The organism is Bacillus cereus group sp. MYBK227-1 (genome assembly GCF_051916325.1).
Lineage (GTDB): Bacteria > Bacillota > Bacilli > Bacillales > Bacillaceae_G > Bacillus_A > Bacillus_A cereus.
In genome coordinates this window covers 1,091,247-1,109,856 of sequence record NZ_JBQAGK010000002.1, presented here as the reverse complement: position 1 = coordinate 1,109,856, position 18,610 = coordinate 1,091,247, and the positions used below count along the sequence as shown (strand labels likewise).

The window sequence follows — 18,610 nt, the reverse complement described above, 5'->3', positions numbered from 1 at the left end:
AAAAAAATAAAGTATTATTTCCTTGAGTAGATACACATGCTGTGGTGTCGTTAGAAGTCAAGGTAATAGATGCAGGACCAGCAGGAAGATTAAATCCAGTAGGTCCGGTGTTGCCAGTAGGTCCGGTGTTGCCAGTAGGCCCGGTGTTGCCAGTAGGTCCGGTGTTGCCAGTAGGCCCGGTGTTGCCAGTAGGTCCAGTGTTGCCAGTAGGCCCGGTACTTCCGGTAGGTCCAGTAGATCCAGTAGGTCCGGTGTTGCCAGTAGGCCCAGTAGCACCCGTTGAACCAGTGGGACCGGTAGGGAATTGAAAGGGTTGCATAGGTGGGAGTGTAGGTCCAATCGAGCCGGGATTTAGTGCAGGGGAGGATAAAAACTCGTCCAATATAATTTACCTCTGAAAAATTAGTATTACTAATATTAAATGCAATGATAGGGAAAAGTGAAATGGACAAGCGGTTGTATTTTATAAATTTAACAAAATAGTTATTTGAGAGAAAAATAATTATTTCAAATGTTGTAATTGCGATTCAGCCATTCCCGCACCAATAATAGCACCAATAATTAATGCACAAGCAATTAAAATACCTAAAATTATCAAAATAGCAAAAGTGATTTTTTTCGCTGTATCTCCTTTCGGAGCAAAAATAGCTAAAACAATTGAGATAGATAGTATAAAAATACCAGTTAAAGAACCGAAGTGTATATATTTAGAAAATGAACCGAAAAATAAGAATGCAGTTAAAAACATTGAAATGAAACCAAAGTATTTTCTCATTGTTTTAGCCTTTCTTGAAAAAATGAATTATACAGATTATACCATTATTAAAGTGAATTGAAGTTGAATTTAAACAAAATCGTTATTTGATTAAAAAGAAAAAAGAGCACATGTTGATATGTACTCTATGCTAATCATTTTAATATCTATTCAATTGTTTCTTTTGTATCAGGTGTATCAAATTTATCAGTCAATTTAAAGATTGCTTCTAAAAGAATTGTAGATAAAATCGCAAAGATTAATACAGCATGTGGTGATAATTGCACTGCTGTGAAATTAAGTTTTGCTAGCCAAAAATATCCGACATACATTGTCAGGAAGGTACTAACAATTGAAATTGTAAATCCTAAGAAACCTAATTCTTTTAACTTTTCTTCAGATAATTTAAATACGCGTAATAAGAAAGAGAAGATGATTCCAACTATGAAAAATCCAATACATAAAGTCAATAGTGACATTATACTTGGGTATTCAACGTCATCAGGCATCCATTGTTTCATTCCTACAATTATGGCTGTAGGGAGCACGATAGGCATTAATAGTGGTGATACTATTAGAAAAATTGCCAATACTCTATTGATGTTGTTTGTTTCATTGTTGTTTTGATTATTCATAAAGCCTCCAAAAATAATTCTAAAATGATATCCTAGTGGATTCTAGCACAAAAGTGTTAGCAAAGCCACAGTTAAAAAAATGGATTTAAACAAAAACGCTATTTTATTAGAAAAGGAGAATGAAAATGGAAGAGATTTTAGTGCAAGGAAACATAACTGAAAATTTAAAAAATAGGTGTTAATGCAAAGAGAACATACGGTGATGAAACTACATCGTACCAGGTATATGAAGTTTCGGATGAGGATTTTCAAAAGTTGAGCAATGATGCAGATAACAGAGATCTAGATAATGGTTATTGGGAGAATGGTGGATGGAGATGGGATACAGGAAGTAGTCAGCCGATTCCTACCGACAAAGCTGAAGTCAACCATCAAGAATTAGTATGCTGGGTAGAAACAGTAAACGATGATGAAGAAACATATCGAAATGATTGGTATGTGGATCTACTAGAATACCTCGATGTTGGATTGGGCTGCACAGCTTTTCGTAATGTATGTGCCGTAACGAAGGACTTGGCAAAATACAACAATATGTCAATGGCCGAGTTATTCAAAAAGTATCAAGGGTAATTCAAACAAAAACTTCATTTTATTAGATGAGGAGGATGGATGATGGTTGTAGAAGCAAAGCTGAAATTTGAATTAGATGAAGAACAAAAATTACAGTTTCAAAATGTAAGAGAAAATGAAGGGGAACAAGAAGCGTTTTACTTTCTAGAAGAATTGATAATGAAAGACATTGATTTGGCTGAATTTGTAGAGATGGAGTACAAGGATAAAAAATAACATTTCACTCAAATCGAAAGGGGAATGGGGAAATGATCGAACGGGTGGAGATTGAAGGCCAGTTATCAATATTTGATATGGATGAAACAAAAAATAAACTATACGAAGTCTAGGGAACTAACGGCTATTATTGCGAGATTAGGAGTTATTACCTACACAACGATTACTTGGGTGAGGTTAAATACTTTTACGTTAGAACGACTGATGACATGATCATCGACATGTGTTTAAGTGAGTTTCCTGAAGTGTTTACGGTGTATAAGGGATTTAGTGAAATTGAGATAAAGAAGATATACAGAGGCAGATTACAATAAAAATTTCATTTTAATATAAAGCGGAATTATTAAATGGCTTAGGCAGACAATTTATTAAATAAACTGTCCGCCAAGTGAATGAAAGATTATTTGAGCTATAAAGCCCAAGTTTAGTATAGATAGAATCATGAAAGTCTAATCATAAAACAGATAAATTATGTTATAGAAAACATTCAATTAAAAAAGAGCAGTTAGCTTTTGCTAACCGCTCGGCTCTCGACCAAGAAAGCTAGAGTGGGAGAAATCGACTTTTTAAAGTCTTGTCTACAGTGTTAGACAATGTTTAGAATTTTATTCACTTAAAACGTAAAAAGAGCAGCTAGCAAAAGCTAACTGCTCTCCAGAAAAGCATTAAGAAGGAAGTTCAGAACTCAAGTGTATTTATAGTATGGACAAGATATAGAAATTTATTCGAGGAGGAATGGATAATGTGCACTTGTTGGGAAAACGCAGTTAAAGAATTCTTTAAGAAGCAAGAGCAGGAACGAAATAAAAGAGCAGCTAGCGAAAGCTAACTGCTCGGGGAATGGAATATGGTTCGAAATGGGTTGTCTACAGTATTAACGGAATATTGAGTTTTATTCAGGAGTTACTAATTATGTAGGTTACATGAGAAGTCCTATTAACATCCAGGCTGCCCCGATTAGAACTAAAGTTTCAAATGTAATCCAAAATTTTCTTTTTTCTGGTTTTTGAAACTCTTTAATTACAGAGAATAAAGCACTGATTCCTACAAGAGTGAAAAGAGCAATTCGGATTGTTTCAGTCATCTACATCACCACCTAATATTTTAATAATTTAATTATATACTAATTACCATTCTTTAGAAACTTAACCAAATAATCCTTTGAATAGAAAGCGAGGTTTTGAAAATGGAAGATAACGTAAAGCTTTTAGGTGATGATGGGATGTTAGGGATGGAGTACAAGGAAAGACAAATACATGTATTTAACACAAAGGACAATGTGATGGAATTACTTTCAACAAAAGAACAGATTCGAGAGGCTATCGATTATTTAAAAGAATGCCAGAAAGAAATGAAGTAATGTTTTAAAGAGTAATCACATCGAACGGAGGGGAACCGTATCAACGAGGAACTCCGGATAAGGAAATCAGAATTATGTATGCGTAGTTTTACTTATGTTGGGAAACTCAAGAAGAAGTGGGAAAGAGACGGGACTTACTAATATGAGAGAAATAAAAAAAGGCTAGGATTTCTCCTAGCAAAAGAGTTATGTCGTGCAGAAAGGTACTTGTGCGCAAACCAGGTGTTTGCAAATTCATTTTTAGTTAAACTTGTGTCAGTCAATAATACTTGCAGGTTATTTATCATTAGTCTAAGGAAGAACGAATGTTTTTTGCTGAGTGATATCTGATGTGAAGACAGCCGTTACATTTGAGTTTTTAAAATGTTCAGCTATATCTTTACCAAGCAAATCCTTTACTTTTTTATATTGATTATCAGAAATAGGTGTTCTCCGGGTGTGATGATAATAAATTTCTTTATTAGGCAGCACAGACTTTTTGTTGGCATTTTGGATTTTTTGTATGCCGTCATGACTATCAAGGTAAGAGATTTTAAATTCATCATTTGGGTTTTCTACACTTTGAATCGACTCTTTAAGTTTTTTCTGAAACTCGGTAAACCCTGGGCTTGTTGTGTTACTTAACCCTGTAGCGTATGTAATGTAAGGACCCCAGTACATATTGATATCAGCAACACCATTTTTGAATAAGACTGGGTAATTCTTAATAAATGAGATTTCACTATTTTCGCACACAAGAACCAAAAATTGATTTCTTTCTTTGTTTGAAAAGAAGATTTTAATTCTATGATTATTAAAGTCAAATACAATTTCTAGTATTTTATTAGAATTTATAGAGCACAATATTTCATATTCCTTTTGGAATTTCATTAAAAATACACCTCCTAACACGGTCAATATTCGACATTTAGGAGTGTAAATCCTGCATAATTTGTAGAGATAGGTTGAAGATTGAACGAAAACGCTATTTTAATACGGAATGAGGGAGTGAAATGGAGCAATAATCAATATTTGAAATGAATGAAACCAAAATTAAACTGTATGAAGTCTTGGAAGCTAACAATTACCATCACGAGATTAAGAGCTATTACTTACACAACGATTACATGGGTGAGGTTAAGTATTTCTATATTAGAACGACAGACGACACGATTATTGATATGTGTTTAAGTGAGTTTCCAGAAGTGTTTGCTGTGTACGAGGGATTCACTGAAGCGCAGATCAAGAAGATTTACAGAGGGAGATTGTAAAAGCCACATTTAATTAGGGAAATCCTAGGCCAAGGAATACATCATTAAAGATACTACTTTAGTAATATAATTGGTGATGCATTCCTAACATTAAGCCTTGTTGCACTTGCTATTTTATCTGTCCACCATGGATTCCTGAGAAAGTGCCAAGGCACCTAGGATTGTAGCTAAATGGAATAGCATAAGCATCATCTCCGTTACAAGTTTTTTCTTAACTAAGAAGTTAAGTACTTCAGAAATGGAGCAGGAAAGTGTGCCAGCATACAAGATGCCAACAAACCAGCCTTTACTACCCAGCCACACTGGTAAGTCGGTCAGGAATGATTGAATCGAACAATCAACAGTTAAAACCAAAATATAGTAAATAGTTTATTAGATTTGAATGCAAGTGTCAAATTAATCTATTGTACAGATCGAACGGAGGGGAACCGTATCGTATGAATCAATTGTCATTTTTTAAAGACATCGATGAAAAGGAGATGCGTAGACTTGTGGTGAATGAGCTGAAAAACTACAAAGCATTGTGCGTCCGGATGAAGAATCAAGAAGAACAGGCTCAAGCAGGGGGCATCGTTCTTTTTCCTAAAATGAAAGGTGACGATAAGAATCATGAGATACGTTTTAAACAAATTGAACGAACGTTACAAAATGCACTTGATAAAGATCAGCGACAGATTATTGAATTGAAATATCTGGGAAATGAGAAAGTGAAAGATTCCTATGTTTATAACGAGTTGATGATGCGACGTGATAATTTTTATGAAAATAAAAAAAGTGCTATTTGGTTGATAGCTACGGCTTTGGGGATTATATAAAAATAAGTTTGTTTCAGGATGTTGATTATTAATAATTTTAATATGAAAATATACAATCTTATTGTTTATAGTAAATATATGCTATATTATAATTTTATGTAAATAGAAATAAAGTATATAGGGGAGAAAAAATGGCTATTATTACAAAATATGAATCTTATTATAATAAAATCAGGGAAAATTTAGAGGTAATTAAACAAGAACAAAATTATAGTAATTTGTCTTTAGCCTTTGCTCACTGGTTTTTAAAAATTCAATTTAACATGAATGAACAGGAGATAGCTGAAGCGATTGTTGATGGAAATGGTGATAATGGGATTGATGCTATCATTCACCCAGAAGGCACTGAAGAATTAATTGTGCTGCAATTTAAATTTCCAGAGTCAGGTAAACACTTAAACAAGGAAATCTCTCAAGGTGAAATATTAAAAACGTTGAATGGGTTTAATATTTTAATTACTGATCAAGAAGATCCGCGTTCAAATCAAAGTTTTACTGAGCATAAGGAGAAATTAAAAGAAAAAGAGATTTATTCTTTTAGACTTATGTTTGTTAGTTTTAACAAGGGCATTTTGGATAATCAGATTACAGTAGCGAATTTTATAAAACAATTTGAAGATGAAACCGGTGGCAGTATGTCATTCGAAGATATTAATAAAAACAAGATTGCTAATATTTTCGAAAAAATGAATAGGAAAAATTCAACAGAAGTTAATTTAGAGTATAAATTAATGCAACAAGCATATAACTTTGATGATATAAATTCATATATGGGAGTTATAAATGGTGCGAAATTAATTGAAGCAGTTAAAGACAAATTAATAGTTATTTTTGATGAAAATATTAGGTTATTCGAACCGGATTCAAAGGTTAATAATGGCATAAAAAGAACGGCTTCTACTGATGAAGCTAATATGTTTTATTTTTTTAATAATGGCATTGTTTTTATATGTGATGAAGCTAAAATTAGTCCTACTTCCTTAACGATAAAGTTAGAAGGGGCATCTATAGTAAATGGTTGTCAGACTGTGAATTCATTAGCCTCTTTACATAGGGAAGATAAATTAAAACCAGACGTAGATATATTAGTTAGGATAATTAAAATAAGTGATTATGATCAGAGAGCAAAGATCACGGAATTTTTAAATTCGCAAACTCAAATTAAAGATAGTTATTTTATTTCGAATCATACTATTGTAAGGGAATTACAGCAGTCACTTATTGATGAGGGTTATTATTTAGAAAGACAAATTAATGAGAGTAATTATAAAAAAGAATATGGTCAACCTATATCAAGTGATTTAAAGGTAATTAAATTAGATGATACGATTCAGTATTTCACAGCATATTGGCTGGATAAATTAGCACACGTTGCTAAAACTGGAAAGGGTGCCTTATTTAACAAAGAACGTATTGAAGAAATATTAAAAGATATAAATAGTCAAAAAGTTATAGAATCATATGAAATGTATCAAGAAGTAAGTAAAGTAGTAACAATGTATAGAAAAATGAGAAGAAATAATGGTAACACAGAATTTGCAAATTTTTTAAATGTAGATAATGATATTATTCAAAATAGCTTAGAAGAATATTTATTTGTCAATGCGGGTGACCTTCTTATATTGAATACTACAAAAAAAATGAAAATGAAATATCTGGAATTGGGGATTAAGTTTAATAATGAAAAATTGATAAGGGACTCTTTAAATATTTGTAGAGAGGTTATAAAGGAAAGTGCATCTAATCTTGCTCCAGCAACGTCAGCAAAATCTGCATATGTATTTAATGTTGTTACGGATAAAATTAAGAGTTTAGCTCAAGCGGCACCTGTAAATTAGTATAGATAATTTGAAATGTTTAATACTAGCATTTCCTAGATGAAATTATGTTCGTAGTGATTCTTATTATGAATATTGTATCATGTAATTTTTTATAGCCTTTAGCTCTGTCGCTGTTATGGCAGAGCTTTTTTATTTTATCGACAAAATTGGGGATAAATTCGGGGATTTTTCAAAACAGAATAACTATTACGCTATACCTATACAGTTCTTTGAAAAAAGAATAGTGTGGGGATAGCGTAACCCCTTTATCAAAACGTTACTCGGTCGGAACGGACGGAGAATGGAAAGACCAATTAAATTTATATATTCAGCCGCGGTGCATTTGTATCGTGGCTTTTGTGTTTCTTGTTGAATTTAGTTATTCTTGCTAGGTTCAAAGGGGTATAATCATATCTCCGAATTTTTATTTATGGTAAAATAAGGTGTGTAATATACCGTAGATAAAATGGAGGGGGAAATATGTTTAAGCAGCATCCAAGTTTTAATACACCAAATGATGTTACAAAGATTTGGCGTTATATGGATTTTACTAAATTTGTTCATTTACTAGACACGGAGTCTTTATTTTTTGTCAGATCTGATAAGTTTTATGATCCATTTGAAGGGTTAATTCCAAAAGCAAATGAGTGGTGGGATATTGATGATGAATATAATCAGATGGTGAAGAGAAGCAAATCACATAGAAAATTTACAACAATAACTTGTTGGCATAGTAATGATTATGAATCAGCTGCTATGTGGGATTTATATTTAAAAAATGGTGATGGAGTTGCAATTCAGTCTACAATAATAAATTTTAAAAATAGTCTAGTTAAAACAGACAAAGAAATCTATTTGGGAGAAGTGGATTACATAGATTATGACACAGATATGATGATGAGCAATGATATATATGCACCATATACACATAAAAGAATATCATTTAAGCATGAACGTGAGGTTCGAGCGGTGTATGCTGCACCTTATGATGATAATATTGAAGCATGTGGTGAAAACATTGAACCGTTGTTTGAATTTGGAGTTCCAATTAAATGTGATGTAGAGGTTTTAATTGAAAAAATTTATATTTCGCCTACCGCTCCCGATTGGTTTGAAAAATTGGTTAGGTCAGTTTGCGAAAAGTATGGATTAGATAAAAAAATCATAAAATCAAAATTATATACGGTTAAGTGATATGGCACCCATTTGGGTGTTTTTTATATTTGAGAAGGTATATATAACTATGCTGCGTGAGTGTCGTGGCTTTTGTATTTCTTATTGAGCCTGGTAATAGTGATGGGTTGATTGGTGACATAATACAACTTTTTATATATCTTAATCTGAGAATGTATTATAATAAATGGCATTGGGATAAAAGAAAGAGGGGAAATAAATGAATACACAGGCTGCCATAGAAGCTGCAAAAATCGCTGCAGAAACAGCTGCTCGAAATACTATAATCACAGCGATAGTTGCAATTATTACTATAATAATTACTAGTATTATTTCAATTAGGACAGCAAGAAAAAGTAACGAACTTGCAAAAGATTTAGGTGAAAAAAATCTTAAAGCCCTAGAGCAAAAACGATATATAGATGCAATTAGTGCTGAGAGGGTAAAATGGATAAATGATATGAGGGATAGGTTTAGTGAGTACCTTAAGCTTGCACATATTCAAATGAATGATTTGGATAAATTAAAGTTTGACATTCTTGCTAAGGGTAAAACTGATCCAGAAGTAAAAAAGAGTGCATTAGAATTAAGAGATCGATATTTTGAGATTGTATACGTAAGTAATTACATATTTCTATTGTTAAATCCAAAGGAACCAGTTACTGAAAAATTAATAGGATTGCATGAGGAGATAACTACAGCTCTAAATATAAAGAATATTGACGCGTTTAAGTATGGAGATTGGGAACAAGTAGTAATAGATGCAAGTTATTTTCATCAATTAATACTTAAAGCTGAATGGAAAAGAGTAAAGGAAGAAAATAAAATAGGTGAAGAAATTGATGATGCTGCTACCAATGAGATTTATATAAGAATAGCAGAAAAGTTAGATGAAGATGTTTATAACAAGTATTTTAATCAATCGGAAAGTTAGGCACCCAGTGAGGTGTCTTTTTCTTTTGCTCAAAACAAACGAACACAATGAATAAAAAAGCAAGAATCAAATGATTCCTGCTAGGTGGAGATATAAAATGGATAATCCAATAGCGCTAATAAATCCTGGTGAAATGTAAAAGTCTGATTTAAATCCGTTTGGTGTTTTGATTTTTAGTTTCATGTTCCGTCTCCTTTAAATCTGTTTTGTCTTACATTGCTATATGCAAAACAAAAGGGGGTTCGTAACAAATTAACGAGAAATATTTTTAAAATTGAACGCGAGGTGGCAGGTGAAATGTAGATGGCGAGACAGCGTAGTCCAGACCGTGATAAAGCATTCGAAATATACAAAGCAAGTAATGGTGAGAAGCCACTTGTTGAAATCGCAAAGGAGTTAAACTTAAAGCCATCTCAAATCCGAAAGTGGAAATCACAAGATAAATGGGATGAACAATTAAAAGGTAACGTTACTATTGCGAAAAGGAGCGTTACTAATGTGAAAAATCCCAAGACAAAAGCCAAGTTAAAAAAGATGCTAGATGATGAAGAGCTGACTGAACAAGAACGGCTCTTTTGTTTGTATTACGTAAAGTATTTTAACGGTACGCAAGCTGCATTGAAAGCTGGCTATGCCAAGAGTAGCGCCCATGTTACGAGTAGCCGGTTACTGAGAAGAGAACGTGTAGCATCATACATCCGAGAGATTAAAGGCGAAATGGTTGAGAATATCTTTGTGGAAGCGATGGATGTATTGAATGAGTACATCAAAATTGCTTTTGCTGATATTACGAATTACGTAACCTTTGGCCAAAAAGATGTAGAAGTGATGGGGCCATTTGGACCTGTAAAAGATGAAGATGGAAAACCAGTCATGAGAACCATTAGTTATGTTGATTTTAATGAATCGGATCTGGTTGATGGCTCTATCATTGCGGAAGTGAAAAAAGGCAAAGAAGGCGTTTCTATCAAGCTTGCTGACAAGATGAGAGCACTTGATAAACTAGCGATGTACTTCGATTTAGTGCCTGATAACTTCAAGCGAAAAATTGAAGAAGAGCGTCACAAAATGCATATGGAAGTACAGAAAGTGAACATAAAGAAAGCTAATGCTGAAATTGCAAATTTAACTGGTGATGAAGACGATGATAATGCAGAAGCGATTCAAGACTTCTTGCAAGCGACTACTCCTAATCCAGAAAAGATGAAAGAAGTATTTGGTGATGCAGATGGCGAGGATTAAAAAGCGGAAAACCAAATCATTTAAGTTCCAGCCGTTTTCAAATAAACAATTACAATTATTGTGGTGGTGGCGAGATGGTTCGCCATATGAGAATTATGACATCGTTATTGCAGATGGAGCAATTCGTTCTGGTAAAACAATTTCGATGATATGTAGTTTCTTGCAATGGTCACAAGAAAAGTTTAAAGGTGAGTCATTTATCATTGCTGGTAAATCAATTGGCTCATTAAAACGTAACGTAATCAACCCTATGATACAAATACTTACCGCATGGGGTTGGCGATATGATTACAACCGTTCTGAAAACTATCTGCAAATTGGGTGGAATACGTACTACTTGTTTGGAGCTAATAAGGAGAATTCGCAGGATACGTTACAAGGTTTAACCGCTGCTGGCTCATTAGCTGATGAAGCTGCTCTATTTCCTAAATCATTTATAGATCAAATGATTGGGCGTTGTTCTGTTGATGGCGCAAAGATATTTATGAACTGTAACCCTGGTTCACCATATCACTTTGTAAAAACAGAGCTTATCGATAAGAAAAAAGAGAAGTTAGTTTGCCATTTGAAATTTACAATGGATGATAACTTATCTCTTTCTGAGAAAGTGAAAGACCGCTTTAAACGTATGTTTAGCGGTGTGTTCTATCAACGCTATATCTTGGGCTTATGGGTAATGGCGGAAGGTTTAATATACAGTATGTTTAATGAAAATGAACATGTTGTACCGTCGTATCCAAGAAAATACGAACAGTACTATATCTCCTGCGATTACGGTACACAAAACCCTATGGCTTTTGGTTTATGGGGCTTATGTGGTGGCATTTGGTATAAAGTGAAAGAATATCATCATGACGCTCGAAAGAAGAATTTACAAAAGTCAGACGAACAATATTATGATGATTTAGTTGAGTTTGCAAATGGTCTAACAAAGCGTATTATCGTGGACCCTTCGGCAAGCTCATTTATTATTTTACTGAAACAAAAAGGTTGGAAAGTAAAAAAAGCAAAGAACGATGTATTAGATGGAATACGAAATGTAGCAACTGCATTAACAACGGAATTAATTAAATTCTGCGATTGTTGTAAAGAAACGCTGCGTGAGTTCTCTTCTTATGTATGGGATGAGAAGGCAATGGAGCGCGGTGAAGACAAACCTATTAAGCAGAATGACCATCAAATGGATAGTGATCGTTACTTTGTGAATACCGTAATTATGTCTAATAACAAAGCAAAAGCTGTTAAGTCAATTTATTAAGGAGGTGAGACGATGTTTGAACACTACATTCCGTTACTGGATGAACAAAATGGAGAGTCTACACCAAAACTGCTCAAAAAGATTATTGATGAGTTTGAGCCTATGAAGCAACGCATGATTAATAGGTACGAACGATACAAAGCAAGCGAGAAAGGCGTACCTATCTTTACTCGTGAGTTTAAAGGTGATGGAAATAAGGATAAGGTTAACAACAAGCTGAACAATGACTTCTTCTCTGAAATTATTGATACAAAAATAGGGTATATGTTTGGATTACCTATTTCATACAGCCTAGATCATGAAGACGAGGAAGTATTGAAGCGTATCCAAGACTTTTTAAAAGCGAATCATACCGAAGATGCTGATGCGGAAACAGGAAAGTTTGCTTCTATTTGTGGTTATGGGGCAAGACTTTTGTATCACGATAAAGATGGTGAAGAAAAGGTTATGAATATCAAACCTTATGAAGCTATTTTCCTTACTAATTCAAGCATCGCAGAACCCAAATACGCTATCCGCTGCTATCCAATCAAAGTAATTGACGGTGATGACTTTAAAGATGGATATAAAGTGGAATTTTACAATGATACGCAAATCATTGAGTACACTGGTGAAGATTTAGATAAGCTGAAAGAAACAAATCGAATCACTAATTTATACAAAGGTGTACCACTTATCGGATTTCCTAACAATGAAGAATTGCAGGGGGATGTTGATAAAGCTATTGCGCTTATTGAAGGGTACGACAGAGCACTTTCTGATGTGAACAGTGAAATTGAGCAGTTCCGCTTGGCTTATATGATTTTTAAAGGTGTTGATATAGATGATGATACTATCGAGAAGTTAAAGCAAACTGGAGCTCTTGATGTAGGTGAGAATGGCGAGGCTACATTTTTAACTAAGGATCTTAATGACAACATCTTGGAACACCATCTAGATAGATTAGAAAAGAATATATGCCGTTTTACAAAGCATGTTAATCTTTCTGATGAATCATTCGGTGGTAACCTCACTGGGGTTGCTATTCGTTATAAGCTACTAGCATTAGAAACGAAATCAGGAACGTTAGAAATGAAGTTTACCAAGTCATTGCGACAACAATTCAAGTTACTATTCGACGCTTGGAATTTACGTTCAAACAAAGCTGAGCTTGATTATCTTTGCATGACATTCCAATTCACTCGTAATCTTCCAGCTAACTTATCTGATGAAGCTGACGTTCAGTCTAAACTACAAGGTTTAATAAGCGAAGAAACACGATTATCTATGTTATCTGTTGTTCCTGATCCAAAGGCAGAATTACAAAAGATGAAGGAAGAAGAAGTTGATTCTATCGATTTAGACACTGTACATAAAGGCGGTGAAAACGATGGAATGGGACAAGAAGCAGAAACACCTCCAAAAGATAGAGGACGAGCTGGAAAAGGCGATTCTCTATCTGTATAAAGATGCTTTGGAAGAAGTCAGAGGAATACTGGCTTTTTATTATGCCAAATATGCGGTAAATGAGCAGTTAAGTATGCAGGAAATGCTTCGATTTAATCGATACAAGAACCTGCAAAGTGAACTACAGCAAGTTATTAATGAAATAACTTATGAGAAAAAGAAAACTCTCAATGAAACACTCTCCACTCAATATGGGGAGTCTTTTTATTATACGAGTTATCTTATCGAAAAAGAGGTTGGTGTATCTCTTTCATATGGGCTAATTGACCCAAACGTCATTAAGCGAGCGGTACAAATGCCTATCGATAAAATGACACTCAATCAAAGGCTAAGTATACATCGGGTACAAATAATTAGCCGAATACGCAAAGAATTATCCATCGGCCTTAGAAAAGGTGAAGGTTATGCAGTAATGGCTAATCGTATTAAACCAATACTTGACGGTGATGCAAAGAAAGCACAAATGGTTGCATGGACAGAAAGTGCTAGGGTACAAAACTTAGGTACTTATGACAGTGCCTCTCACGCTTTCGATGAAGGTGTATCAATGGAGAAGATTTGGATTTCTACATTAGATAAACGTACACGCCCTACTCATCAAGCCGCAGATCATCAGAAGGTACCGTTTAAAGGATTATTTAAAGTCGGTGGCTATAGCTGTGAATATCCACACGATAGCAACTTACCTGCTAAAGAGGTTGTACGCTGCCGCTGTACTTTCATTACCGAAGTAGCAGATGTTAGTACATTCATCGAGAGAAGGGCCAGAAACCCGACAACAGGAAGGAATGAAGTCATTACAGCAGTTAGGTATGAAGAATGGAAAGATTCTCTCAAATAAAAATAAAACACTTGAGGGCTTATAGATTACGAACTAAACAGGGCGTATTCATAGGAACTCAAAGGAGGAAAAATAATGAAACAATATTTAGTTAAAGATTTGCCAGTAAAGTTTGTTAAAGAAACAATAAAAGCGCCATTACGCTTGAAAGGTATGCAGTCCTTCTCTGATCCTAATACACCACCAGCAGAAGATACACCACCAATCGAACAAACGCCACCTGCAGATGATAAAGAGGAGGCGCCAATTGATGGACAGAAACAGCCGAAATTAGATGATGCAACAAAAACATTTATCGAGAAAATGGTGCAATCAGCAGAAGATAGAGTTCGTTCAAAATATTCGAAAGAACTTAATGCAACAAAAAAAGAACTAGAGAACTACAAAACAGCTTCTATGACAGCTCAAGAAAAGGCTGAGTATGAGATGAAGCAACTTCAGGAACAACTAGAAGAGCGAGAAAGAATACTTCATCAGAAAGAAATGCAAAGTGCGGCAGCAGATGGATTATCAGCGATAGGATTAGATCTTAAGTTTGTAGATTATGTTATCGGTTCAGATGTAGAGGATACAAAATCTAGAGTATCAAAGTTTAATGATTTGTTCTCTTCTGCGTTAGAAGCAAAAGTAGTCGAAAGATTTAAAGCAGCGGGTCGAGAAATTCATGTTAGTGGCGGAACTGGGACTGGATTTACAAGAGAACAAGTAAATTCAATGAGTCAGGATGAAATTAATGCGAACTGGGCACAAATTCAGAAAGATATGCGCAGTTGGGGTAAGTAATAATAGAAAAGTTAAGTAGTATAGTTAAAAAATTATAAAACGAACAAACGAGATTGCTATTTTAGTGGTCTCTTTTGTTATGGGAAAACATTAAGGAGGAATTAATATATGTCAGTATCAACTTTTATTCCAACAATTTGGGAAGCGCGCTTGATGGCGAACTTCCACAAGCGTTCTATTGCGGATTTAATTACAACAAAACCAGCTAAAATTGAAGGTAACAAAATTATTTTTAACCGTGTCGGTGCAGTGAATGTAAAAGACTATTCAGGTTCTGTTGAATGGGATGATACAAATCCTTCTAAAGTAGAAATCAATATGGATCAGAAGAAGTACTTTGCGTTCAAAGTAGACGATGTAGATGCAGTACAAGCAGCTGGTAATTTAATTGATCCACATACACAAGAAGCTGGCGCGGTACTTCAGGAAACAGTTGATACCTTTATTTTAGGTAAATATGCAGAAGCTCTTAAGGAACACTTAATCGGTAGCGATAAATCTCCAATTGAATTAACACCAAAAAACGCTTACGACTATATTGTTGACTTAAATACAATTTTAAACATTAAAAAAGTACCTAAAACTGAACGTTTCACAATTATTAACTCTCAAGTTCTTGGGTTGTTATCTAAGGATGACCGTTTTACTAAGCAACCTGTCGTGTTAGAAAATGGTATTGTTGAAGGTCAAATTATCAACGGTTCACAAATCGTTGTGTCTGAAGAAGTTCATGGATCTGGTGGTAAATATAAAATTCTTGGACTTCATAAATCCGCTATTGGGTATGGCAAACAATTAGATGAAACAGAAGCTATGCGTCTACAAGGTGCATTTGCTGATGGTATCCGTGGCCTTATGGTTTATGGTGGAGATATTCTTCGTCAAGAGTCCTTAGCGGTGCTTACAGCTACAATCACACCAACTACTCCGGAAAAACCAGGTGAAGGGGCTTAATAAGCCTTCTTTACCTTTTTCATTTACACAAGCAGGTGATTAGATGGACATGAAAGCAGAAATTCTAAAACGTGTACAAACTAAACTACCTAATATAAGCCCTGAGAATTTATTAGTAGACATTGAAGATACAATATTGATGGTTGCTGAGTACACAAATAGAAAAATTCCTGAGTTCCCTCCTGCTTATCCTGGTATTATTTCCAAAATGGTGATTTATCAGTATAAGGAACAGGAGAGAGAAGGGAAAAAAAGTGAATCATTAGGTAACTACTCTGTTACTTATGATGATATTGGAGATTACCCTACTAGTATTACGAAAGGGCTGAAAGTGAGGTTACGTGTCTTATGATTCAATCATTGATTCGTAAGTTTGGTAAAGATGCTTCAGTACTTCGTAATGACGGTTCTGACGATGATGGACCTTATCCAAATGAAGAATGGAAAGAAATTAACACTGTTAAAGGTGTACTAGATGCCATTCAAGGAACAAAGGACGCCCGTAATAAGAAAGTAGAGGAGAAAAGCACGCATTTCTTTTATTGCTTACCATTCGATGTAACTATTCAAGATAGATTAGTTATTGATAAGAAGGTATACAGTGTTACTTATCCAGGCGATCCAATGAATGCGGGTAGATTCTTTCAAATAGAATTGGAGATGTTGCCATATGAGCATGAAATTCCAGTCAAATAGAGCTGCAGTAATGGCAAGGCACTTAGCCGCAAAGAAAGCAGCGCATACCGCTGTCGGTCAATTTGTTAGTTCTAAAGCTAAATTACTAGCTGCTGTAGATACTGGAAATCTAAGAAGAAGCATTAGTTCCAAAGCAGAGCAAGAAAAGGTTGTTATTGGTACATCTTCTGATTACGGCATTTACGTTGAGAAAGGTACAGGAATCTATGCAGTTGATGGGGATGGCCGTAAAAGTCCTTGGATGTATCGCGATCCCCAAACAGGGAAGATGGTTAGAACTCAGAGACAACATGCTCAACCATTCCTTAGACCTGCAGCAGAGAATAATAAACCGATGATTACACAAGTCGGCACACGAACCTATTCGTCATTAATGAGGTAGATACCATGAATGACTTTATAAATATACTACACGGTGAATTGAAAAAGGTTCATAAAGAAACGTACTATGAAAATGCAACTACTAAAGCCGTTATGCCGTATTTAATATATACGGTTGGTGATGATAAAGAACCATGGGGACGAAAGAATATTATGCTTACAATTGATATTTACGGTACTTCTGCTCATCTTGCTAAAATAGATGAACTTATTACAAAACTAGAAAACAATTTTCATAGAAAAAGATTAAACAGCGCTGAATTTGGTGCTGCTATTTCTTATCTTTCGAGTCAGAAAGTACCGGATTCAGACCCGAATATTAGACGTAAAGAAGTACGCTTCATTTTACGAACTTATTTTAAACAATAGAAAGGATTGAGTATATGGCAGCTCCACAACCAAAACCAGAAAATGTCCTCTTCGGAGATTGGGGTGCATTCTTCTTTAATTATGGAGAAAAAGACGAACTTCCTGTAGGCGCTACGCAAGGTGGCGGTTCTTTTAAGTATGAACCAGAGTTTAAAGAAATTGAGTATGATGGTTCTCCTGGTGACACTATGGGGATGAAGCGTATCACTAAATCAAAAACTCAAATCAGTTTTAAGACACTTGAATTTTTGGATAAAGAAAAAATCAAAAATTTTATTGCAGGATTAAAAGTTTCAGAAGAAACCGTTACAAAAGACGGAAAAGCTATCAAATACGATGTAATTGAAGCGACGGAACGCCTTACGAAAGAAAGCTACCTTAAAAATGTAGCGTGGGTTGGTGAAACGTTAGGTGGTGATATCGCTGAGATTATCGTATATAACGCGTTATCTGATGGTTCTTTAGAAATGGGATTTGAAAATGAAAGTGAAGTAGTTCCAGAAGTTACATTCACTGGACACCGTGACCCAGAAAACATTCGAAAAGTACCATGGAAGATGCGTATTTTAACAGCGACAGAAGCAGCTAAATTAATACCAGCAGGTTAAAGAGTAGGGATAATCCCTGCTCTTTTTATTTTAAGGAGGACTAAATATGACTATTGCAATTCAAGAAAAAGAATATAAAGTGAGACAAATTCATGGTGGAGATTTATTTTCTGTAGTTCGTATTTTGAAGAAATCGAAATTCAAGGTTGATATTAATTTACTTAAAGATTTAATGATGGGCGTACGAAATAAAGAAGGAGCAACTCAAGCTGATGTATTAGCTGCACAAGAGACTTTCGGGTATGACATTATCATGAAGTTTATCTTCGGATTAGAAGAAGCAGAACAGGAATTTTTTGAGTTTGTAGCCGGACTTTTAGTTCATGAAGATGAAGGTGGCAAAAAAACATCACCAGGTTGGGAAACGATTCGAACTTTAAATCTAGAAGAGTTGGTTCGATTATTTATTGCAATTAAAGATTCAGAAGTTGGGCTGGTTAAGCTTTTTTCCAATGCGGTGAACTTGATGAAATAGACTTCATCGATACGTTAGCTTCTCGCTATC

24 protein-coding genes and 3 pseudogenes are annotated in these 18,610 nt (G+C 34.7%); 23 read left to right on the top strand and 4 right to left on the bottom strand.

Annotated features, from left to right (window positions below):
* The first annotated feature begins 41 nt into the window (after nucleotides 1-41).
* Entirely contained in the window at nucleotides 42-308 is a 267-nt protein-coding gene (locus ACTFRM_RS12815) for a hypothetical protein (RefSeq protein ID WP_440043359.1), read from the top strand.
* Between the two features lie 17 nt (nucleotides 309-325).
* Here ACTFRM_RS12815 and ACTFRM_RS12810 read toward each other — a convergent pair.
* Nucleotides 326-382: pseudogene (locus tag ACTFRM_RS12810) on the bottom strand (exosporium leader peptide-containing protein); the annotation flags it as partial.
* Between the two features lie 178 nt (nucleotides 383-560).
* Between ACTFRM_RS12810 and ACTFRM_RS12805 the strand changes: the two are divergent.
* Nucleotides 561-836 (top strand): hypothetical protein, encoded by a 276-nt coding sequence (locus tag ACTFRM_RS12805; RefSeq protein WP_254905231.1) that lies wholly within the window; start codon nucleotides 561-563, stop codon nucleotides 834-836.
* An 85-nt stretch (nucleotides 837-921) separates the two neighbouring features.
* Here the strand turns inward: ACTFRM_RS12805 and ACTFRM_RS12800 are convergent, their stop codons facing one another.
* A complete protein-coding gene (locus tag ACTFRM_RS12800; RefSeq protein ID WP_440011194.1) occupies nucleotides 922-1,389 on the bottom strand; it encodes an epimerase in 468 nt (155 codons plus the stop codon).
* Between the two features lie 125 nt (nucleotides 1,390-1,514).
* On the opposite strand from ACTFRM_RS12800, the pseudogene ACTFRM_RS12795 reads away from it, so the two are divergent.
* The 3 genes and pseudogenes from ACTFRM_RS12795 to ACTFRM_RS12785 all read left to right on the top strand — a co-directional run bounded on the left by ACTFRM_RS12795 (nucleotide 1,515) and on the right by ACTFRM_RS12785 (nucleotide 2,489).
* Nucleotides 1,515-1,959, top strand: a pseudogene (locus ACTFRM_RS12795) (hypothetical protein).
* A 42-nt stretch (nucleotides 1,960-2,001) separates the two neighbouring features.
* Complete coding sequence (locus ACTFRM_RS12790; RefSeq protein WP_283746327.1) at nucleotides 2,002-2,175, top strand: hypothetical protein; 174 nt, start codon at nucleotides 2,002-2,004, stop codon at nucleotides 2,173-2,175.
* Between the two features lie 32 nt (nucleotides 2,176-2,207).
* A pseudogene (locus tag ACTFRM_RS12785) lies at nucleotides 2,208-2,489 on the top strand (hypothetical protein).
* A 605-nt stretch (nucleotides 2,490-3,094) separates the two neighbouring features.
* Here the strand turns inward: ACTFRM_RS12785 and ACTFRM_RS12780 are convergent.
* The gene (locus ACTFRM_RS12780; RefSeq protein WP_000140899.1) at nucleotides 3,095-3,259 is read right to left on the bottom strand and encodes a hypothetical protein; all 165 of its coding nucleotides are present in this window, start codon (nucleotides 3,257-3,259) and stop codon (nucleotides 3,095-3,097) included.
* A gap of 102 nt (nucleotides 3,260-3,361) precedes the next feature.
* Here ACTFRM_RS12780 and ACTFRM_RS12775 point away from each other — a divergent pair, with 102 nt between their 5' ends.
* Nucleotides 3,362-3,535, top strand: coding sequence for a hypothetical protein (locus ACTFRM_RS12775; protein WP_186803766.1), 174 nt, complete (start codon nucleotides 3,362-3,364; stop codon nucleotides 3,533-3,535).
* 291 nt (nucleotides 3,536-3,826) lie between these two features.
* On the opposite strand, the gene ACTFRM_RS12770 is transcribed toward ACTFRM_RS12775, so the two are convergent.
* Nucleotides 3,827-4,405, bottom strand: coding sequence for a hypothetical protein (locus ACTFRM_RS12770; protein WP_071730486.1), 579 nt, complete (start codon nucleotides 4,403-4,405; stop codon nucleotides 3,827-3,829).
* A 146-nt stretch (nucleotides 4,406-4,551) separates the two neighbouring features.
* On the opposite strand from ACTFRM_RS12770, the gene ACTFRM_RS12765 reads away from it, so the two are divergent.
* From ACTFRM_RS12765 to ACTFRM_RS12685, 17 genes are all read left to right on the top strand, one after another.
* Nucleotides 4,552-4,785 carry a hypothetical protein gene (locus tag ACTFRM_RS12765; protein ID WP_098348117.1) on the top strand — a complete coding sequence of 78 codons (234 nt, stop codon included), beginning with the start codon at nucleotides 4,552-4,554 and terminating at the stop codon, nucleotides 4,783-4,785.
* Nucleotides 4,786-5,222: 437 nt separating this feature from the next.
* Entirely contained in the window at nucleotides 5,223-5,600 is a 378-nt protein-coding gene (locus ACTFRM_RS12760) for an ArpU family phage packaging/lysis transcriptional regulator (protein WP_440043358.1), read from the top strand.
* 131 nt (nucleotides 5,601-5,731) lie between these two features.
* Entirely contained in the window at nucleotides 5,732-7,438 is a 1,707-nt protein-coding gene (locus ACTFRM_RS12755; RefSeq protein WP_440043356.1) for an AIPR family protein, read from the top strand.
* 462 nt (nucleotides 7,439-7,900) lie between these two features.
* Nucleotides 7,901-8,614 (top strand): DUF2971 domain-containing protein, encoded by a 714-nt coding sequence (locus ACTFRM_RS12750; RefSeq protein WP_440043355.1) that lies wholly within the window; start codon nucleotides 7,901-7,903, stop codon nucleotides 8,612-8,614.
* A 199-nt stretch (nucleotides 8,615-8,813) separates the two neighbouring features.
* Complete coding sequence (locus ACTFRM_RS12745) at nucleotides 8,814-9,527, top strand: hypothetical protein (protein WP_440043354.1); 714 nt, start codon at nucleotides 8,814-8,816, stop codon at nucleotides 9,525-9,527.
* Nucleotides 9,528-9,830: 303 nt separating this feature from the next.
* Complete coding sequence (locus tag ACTFRM_RS12740; RefSeq protein ID WP_440043353.1) at nucleotides 9,831-10,769, top strand: terminase small subunit; 939 nt, start codon at nucleotides 9,831-9,833, stop codon at nucleotides 10,767-10,769.
* The gene (locus tag ACTFRM_RS12735; protein WP_440043352.1) at nucleotides 10,756-12,027 is read left to right on the top strand and encodes a PBSX family phage terminase large subunit; all 1,272 of its coding nucleotides are present in this window, start codon (nucleotides 10,756-10,758) and stop codon (nucleotides 12,025-12,027) included. The genes ACTFRM_RS12740 and ACTFRM_RS12735 overlap by 14 nt, the downstream gene beginning before the upstream one ends.
* Before the next feature lie 12 nt (nucleotides 12,028-12,039).
* Nucleotides 12,040-13,473 carry a phage portal protein gene (locus tag ACTFRM_RS12730; RefSeq protein WP_440043351.1) on the top strand — a complete coding sequence of 478 codons (1,434 nt, stop codon included), beginning with the start codon at nucleotides 12,040-12,042 and terminating at the stop codon, nucleotides 13,471-13,473.
* 73 nt (nucleotides 13,474-13,546) lie between these two features.
* Nucleotides 13,547-14,314, top strand: a complete 768-nt coding sequence (locus ACTFRM_RS12725) for a phage minor head protein (protein ID WP_440043385.1) — start codon at nucleotides 13,547-13,549, stop codon at nucleotides 14,312-14,314.
* 75 nt (nucleotides 14,315-14,389) lie between these two features.
* Nucleotides 14,390-15,097: a DUF4355 domain-containing protein gene (locus ACTFRM_RS12720; RefSeq protein ID WP_440043350.1), complete on the top strand. Its 708-nt coding sequence runs from the start codon at nucleotides 14,390-14,392 to the stop codon at nucleotides 15,095-15,097.
* Nucleotides 15,098-15,205: 108 nt separating this feature from the next.
* Nucleotides 15,206-16,051, top strand: coding sequence for a hypothetical protein (locus tag ACTFRM_RS12715; RefSeq protein ID WP_440043349.1), 846 nt, complete (start codon nucleotides 15,206-15,208; stop codon nucleotides 16,049-16,051).
* A 43-nt stretch (nucleotides 16,052-16,094) separates the two neighbouring features.
* Nucleotides 16,095-16,403, top strand: coding sequence for a hypothetical protein (locus ACTFRM_RS12710; protein WP_071730466.1), 309 nt, complete (start codon nucleotides 16,095-16,097; stop codon nucleotides 16,401-16,403).
* Nucleotides 16,400-16,747 carry a head-tail adaptor protein gene (locus tag ACTFRM_RS12705; RefSeq protein WP_000616197.1) on the top strand — a complete coding sequence of 116 codons (348 nt, stop codon included), beginning with the start codon at nucleotides 16,400-16,402 and terminating at the stop codon, nucleotides 16,745-16,747. The genes ACTFRM_RS12710 and ACTFRM_RS12705 overlap by 4 nt, the downstream gene beginning before the upstream one ends.
* Nucleotides 16,722-17,129, top strand: coding sequence for an HK97-gp10 family putative phage morphogenesis protein (locus ACTFRM_RS12700; RefSeq protein ID WP_440043348.1), 408 nt, complete (start codon nucleotides 16,722-16,724; stop codon nucleotides 17,127-17,129). Before ACTFRM_RS12705 ends, ACTFRM_RS12700 begins: the two co-directional genes overlap by 26 nt.
* 5 nt (nucleotides 17,130-17,134) lie before the next feature.
* Complete coding sequence (locus tag ACTFRM_RS12695) at nucleotides 17,135-17,497, top strand: hypothetical protein (protein WP_440043347.1); 363 nt, start codon at nucleotides 17,135-17,137, stop codon at nucleotides 17,495-17,497.
* A 14-nt stretch (nucleotides 17,498-17,511) separates the two neighbouring features.
* A complete protein-coding gene (locus ACTFRM_RS12690) occupies nucleotides 17,512-18,105 on the top strand; it encodes a hypothetical protein (protein WP_071730458.1) in 594 nt (197 codons plus the stop codon).
* Nucleotides 18,106-18,151: 46 nt separating this feature from the next.
* Entirely contained in the window at nucleotides 18,152-18,580 is a 429-nt protein-coding gene (locus ACTFRM_RS12685) for a hypothetical protein (RefSeq protein WP_000150393.1), read from the top strand.
* The last annotated feature ends 30 nt before the right edge of the window (nucleotides 18,581-18,610 follow it).

Bases quoted from the DNA above. Each gene is read 5' to 3' on its own strand.
- ACTFRM_RS12750 (WP_440043355.1), top strand. From the start codon at position 7,901: ATGTTTAAGCAGCATCCAAGTTTTAATACACCAAATGATGTTACAAAG.
- ACTFRM_RS12730 (WP_440043351.1), top strand. From the start codon at position 12,040: ATGTTTGAACACTACATTCCGTTACTGGATGAACAAAATGGAGAGTCT.
- ACTFRM_RS12790 (WP_283746327.1), top strand. From the start codon at position 2,002: ATGGTTGTAGAAGCAAAGCTGAAATTTGAATTAGATGAAGAACAAAAA.
- ACTFRM_RS12755 (WP_440043356.1), top strand. From the start codon at position 5,732: ATGGCTATTATTACAAAATATGAATCTTATTATAATAAAATCAGGGAA.
- ACTFRM_RS12800 (WP_440011194.1), bottom strand. From the start codon at position 1,389: ATGAATAATCAAAACAACAATGAAACAAACAACATCAATAGAGTATTG.
- ACTFRM_RS12705 (WP_000616197.1), top strand. From the start codon at position 16,400: ATGATTCAATCATTGATTCGTAAGTTTGGTAAAGATGCTTCAGTACTT.
- ACTFRM_RS12720 (WP_440043350.1), top strand. From the start codon at position 14,390: ATGAAACAATATTTAGTTAAAGATTTGCCAGTAAAGTTTGTTAAAGAA.
- ACTFRM_RS12715 (WP_440043349.1), top strand. From the start codon at position 15,206: ATGTCAGTATCAACTTTTATTCCAACAATTTGGGAAGCGCGCTTGATG.
- ACTFRM_RS12770 (WP_071730486.1), bottom strand. From the start codon at position 4,405: ATGAAATTCCAAAAGGAATATGAAATATTGTGCTCTATAAATTCTAAT.
- ACTFRM_RS12775 (WP_186803766.1), top strand. From the start codon at position 3,362: ATGGAAGATAACGTAAAGCTTTTAGGTGATGATGGGATGTTAGGGATG.
- ACTFRM_RS12710 (WP_071730466.1), top strand. From the start codon at position 16,095: ATGGACATGAAAGCAGAAATTCTAAAACGTGTACAAACTAAACTACCT.
- ACTFRM_RS12735 (WP_440043352.1), top strand. From the start codon at position 10,756: ATGGCGAGGATTAAAAAGCGGAAAACCAAATCATTTAAGTTCCAGCCG.
- ACTFRM_RS12725 (WP_440043385.1), top strand. From the start codon at position 13,547: ATGCAGGAAATGCTTCGATTTAATCGATACAAGAACCTGCAAAGTGAA.
- ACTFRM_RS12745 (WP_440043354.1), top strand. From the start codon at position 8,814: ATGAATACACAGGCTGCCATAGAAGCTGCAAAAATCGCTGCAGAAACA.
- ACTFRM_RS12765 (WP_098348117.1), top strand. From the start codon at position 4,552: ATGAATGAAACCAAAATTAAACTGTATGAAGTCTTGGAAGCTAACAAT.
- ACTFRM_RS12780 (WP_000140899.1), bottom strand. From the start codon at position 3,259: ATGACTGAAACAATCCGAATTGCTCTTTTCACTCTTGTAGGAATCAGT.
- ACTFRM_RS12760 (WP_440043358.1), top strand. From the start codon at position 5,223: ATGAATCAATTGTCATTTTTTAAAGACATCGATGAAAAGGAGATGCGT.
- ACTFRM_RS12700 (WP_440043348.1), top strand. From the start codon at position 16,722: ATGAGCATGAAATTCCAGTCAAATAGAGCTGCAGTAATGGCAAGGCAC.
- ACTFRM_RS12685 (WP_000150393.1), top strand. From the start codon at position 18,152: ATGACTATTGCAATTCAAGAAAAAGAATATAAAGTGAGACAAATTCAT.
- ACTFRM_RS12695 (WP_440043347.1), top strand. From the start codon at position 17,135: ATGAATGACTTTATAAATATACTACACGGTGAATTGAAAAAGGTTCAT.
- ACTFRM_RS12740 (WP_440043353.1), top strand. From the start codon at position 9,831: ATGGCGAGACAGCGTAGTCCAGACCGTGATAAAGCATTCGAAATATAC.
- ACTFRM_RS12690 (WP_071730458.1), top strand. From the start codon at position 17,512: ATGGCAGCTCCACAACCAAAACCAGAAAATGTCCTCTTCGGAGATTGG.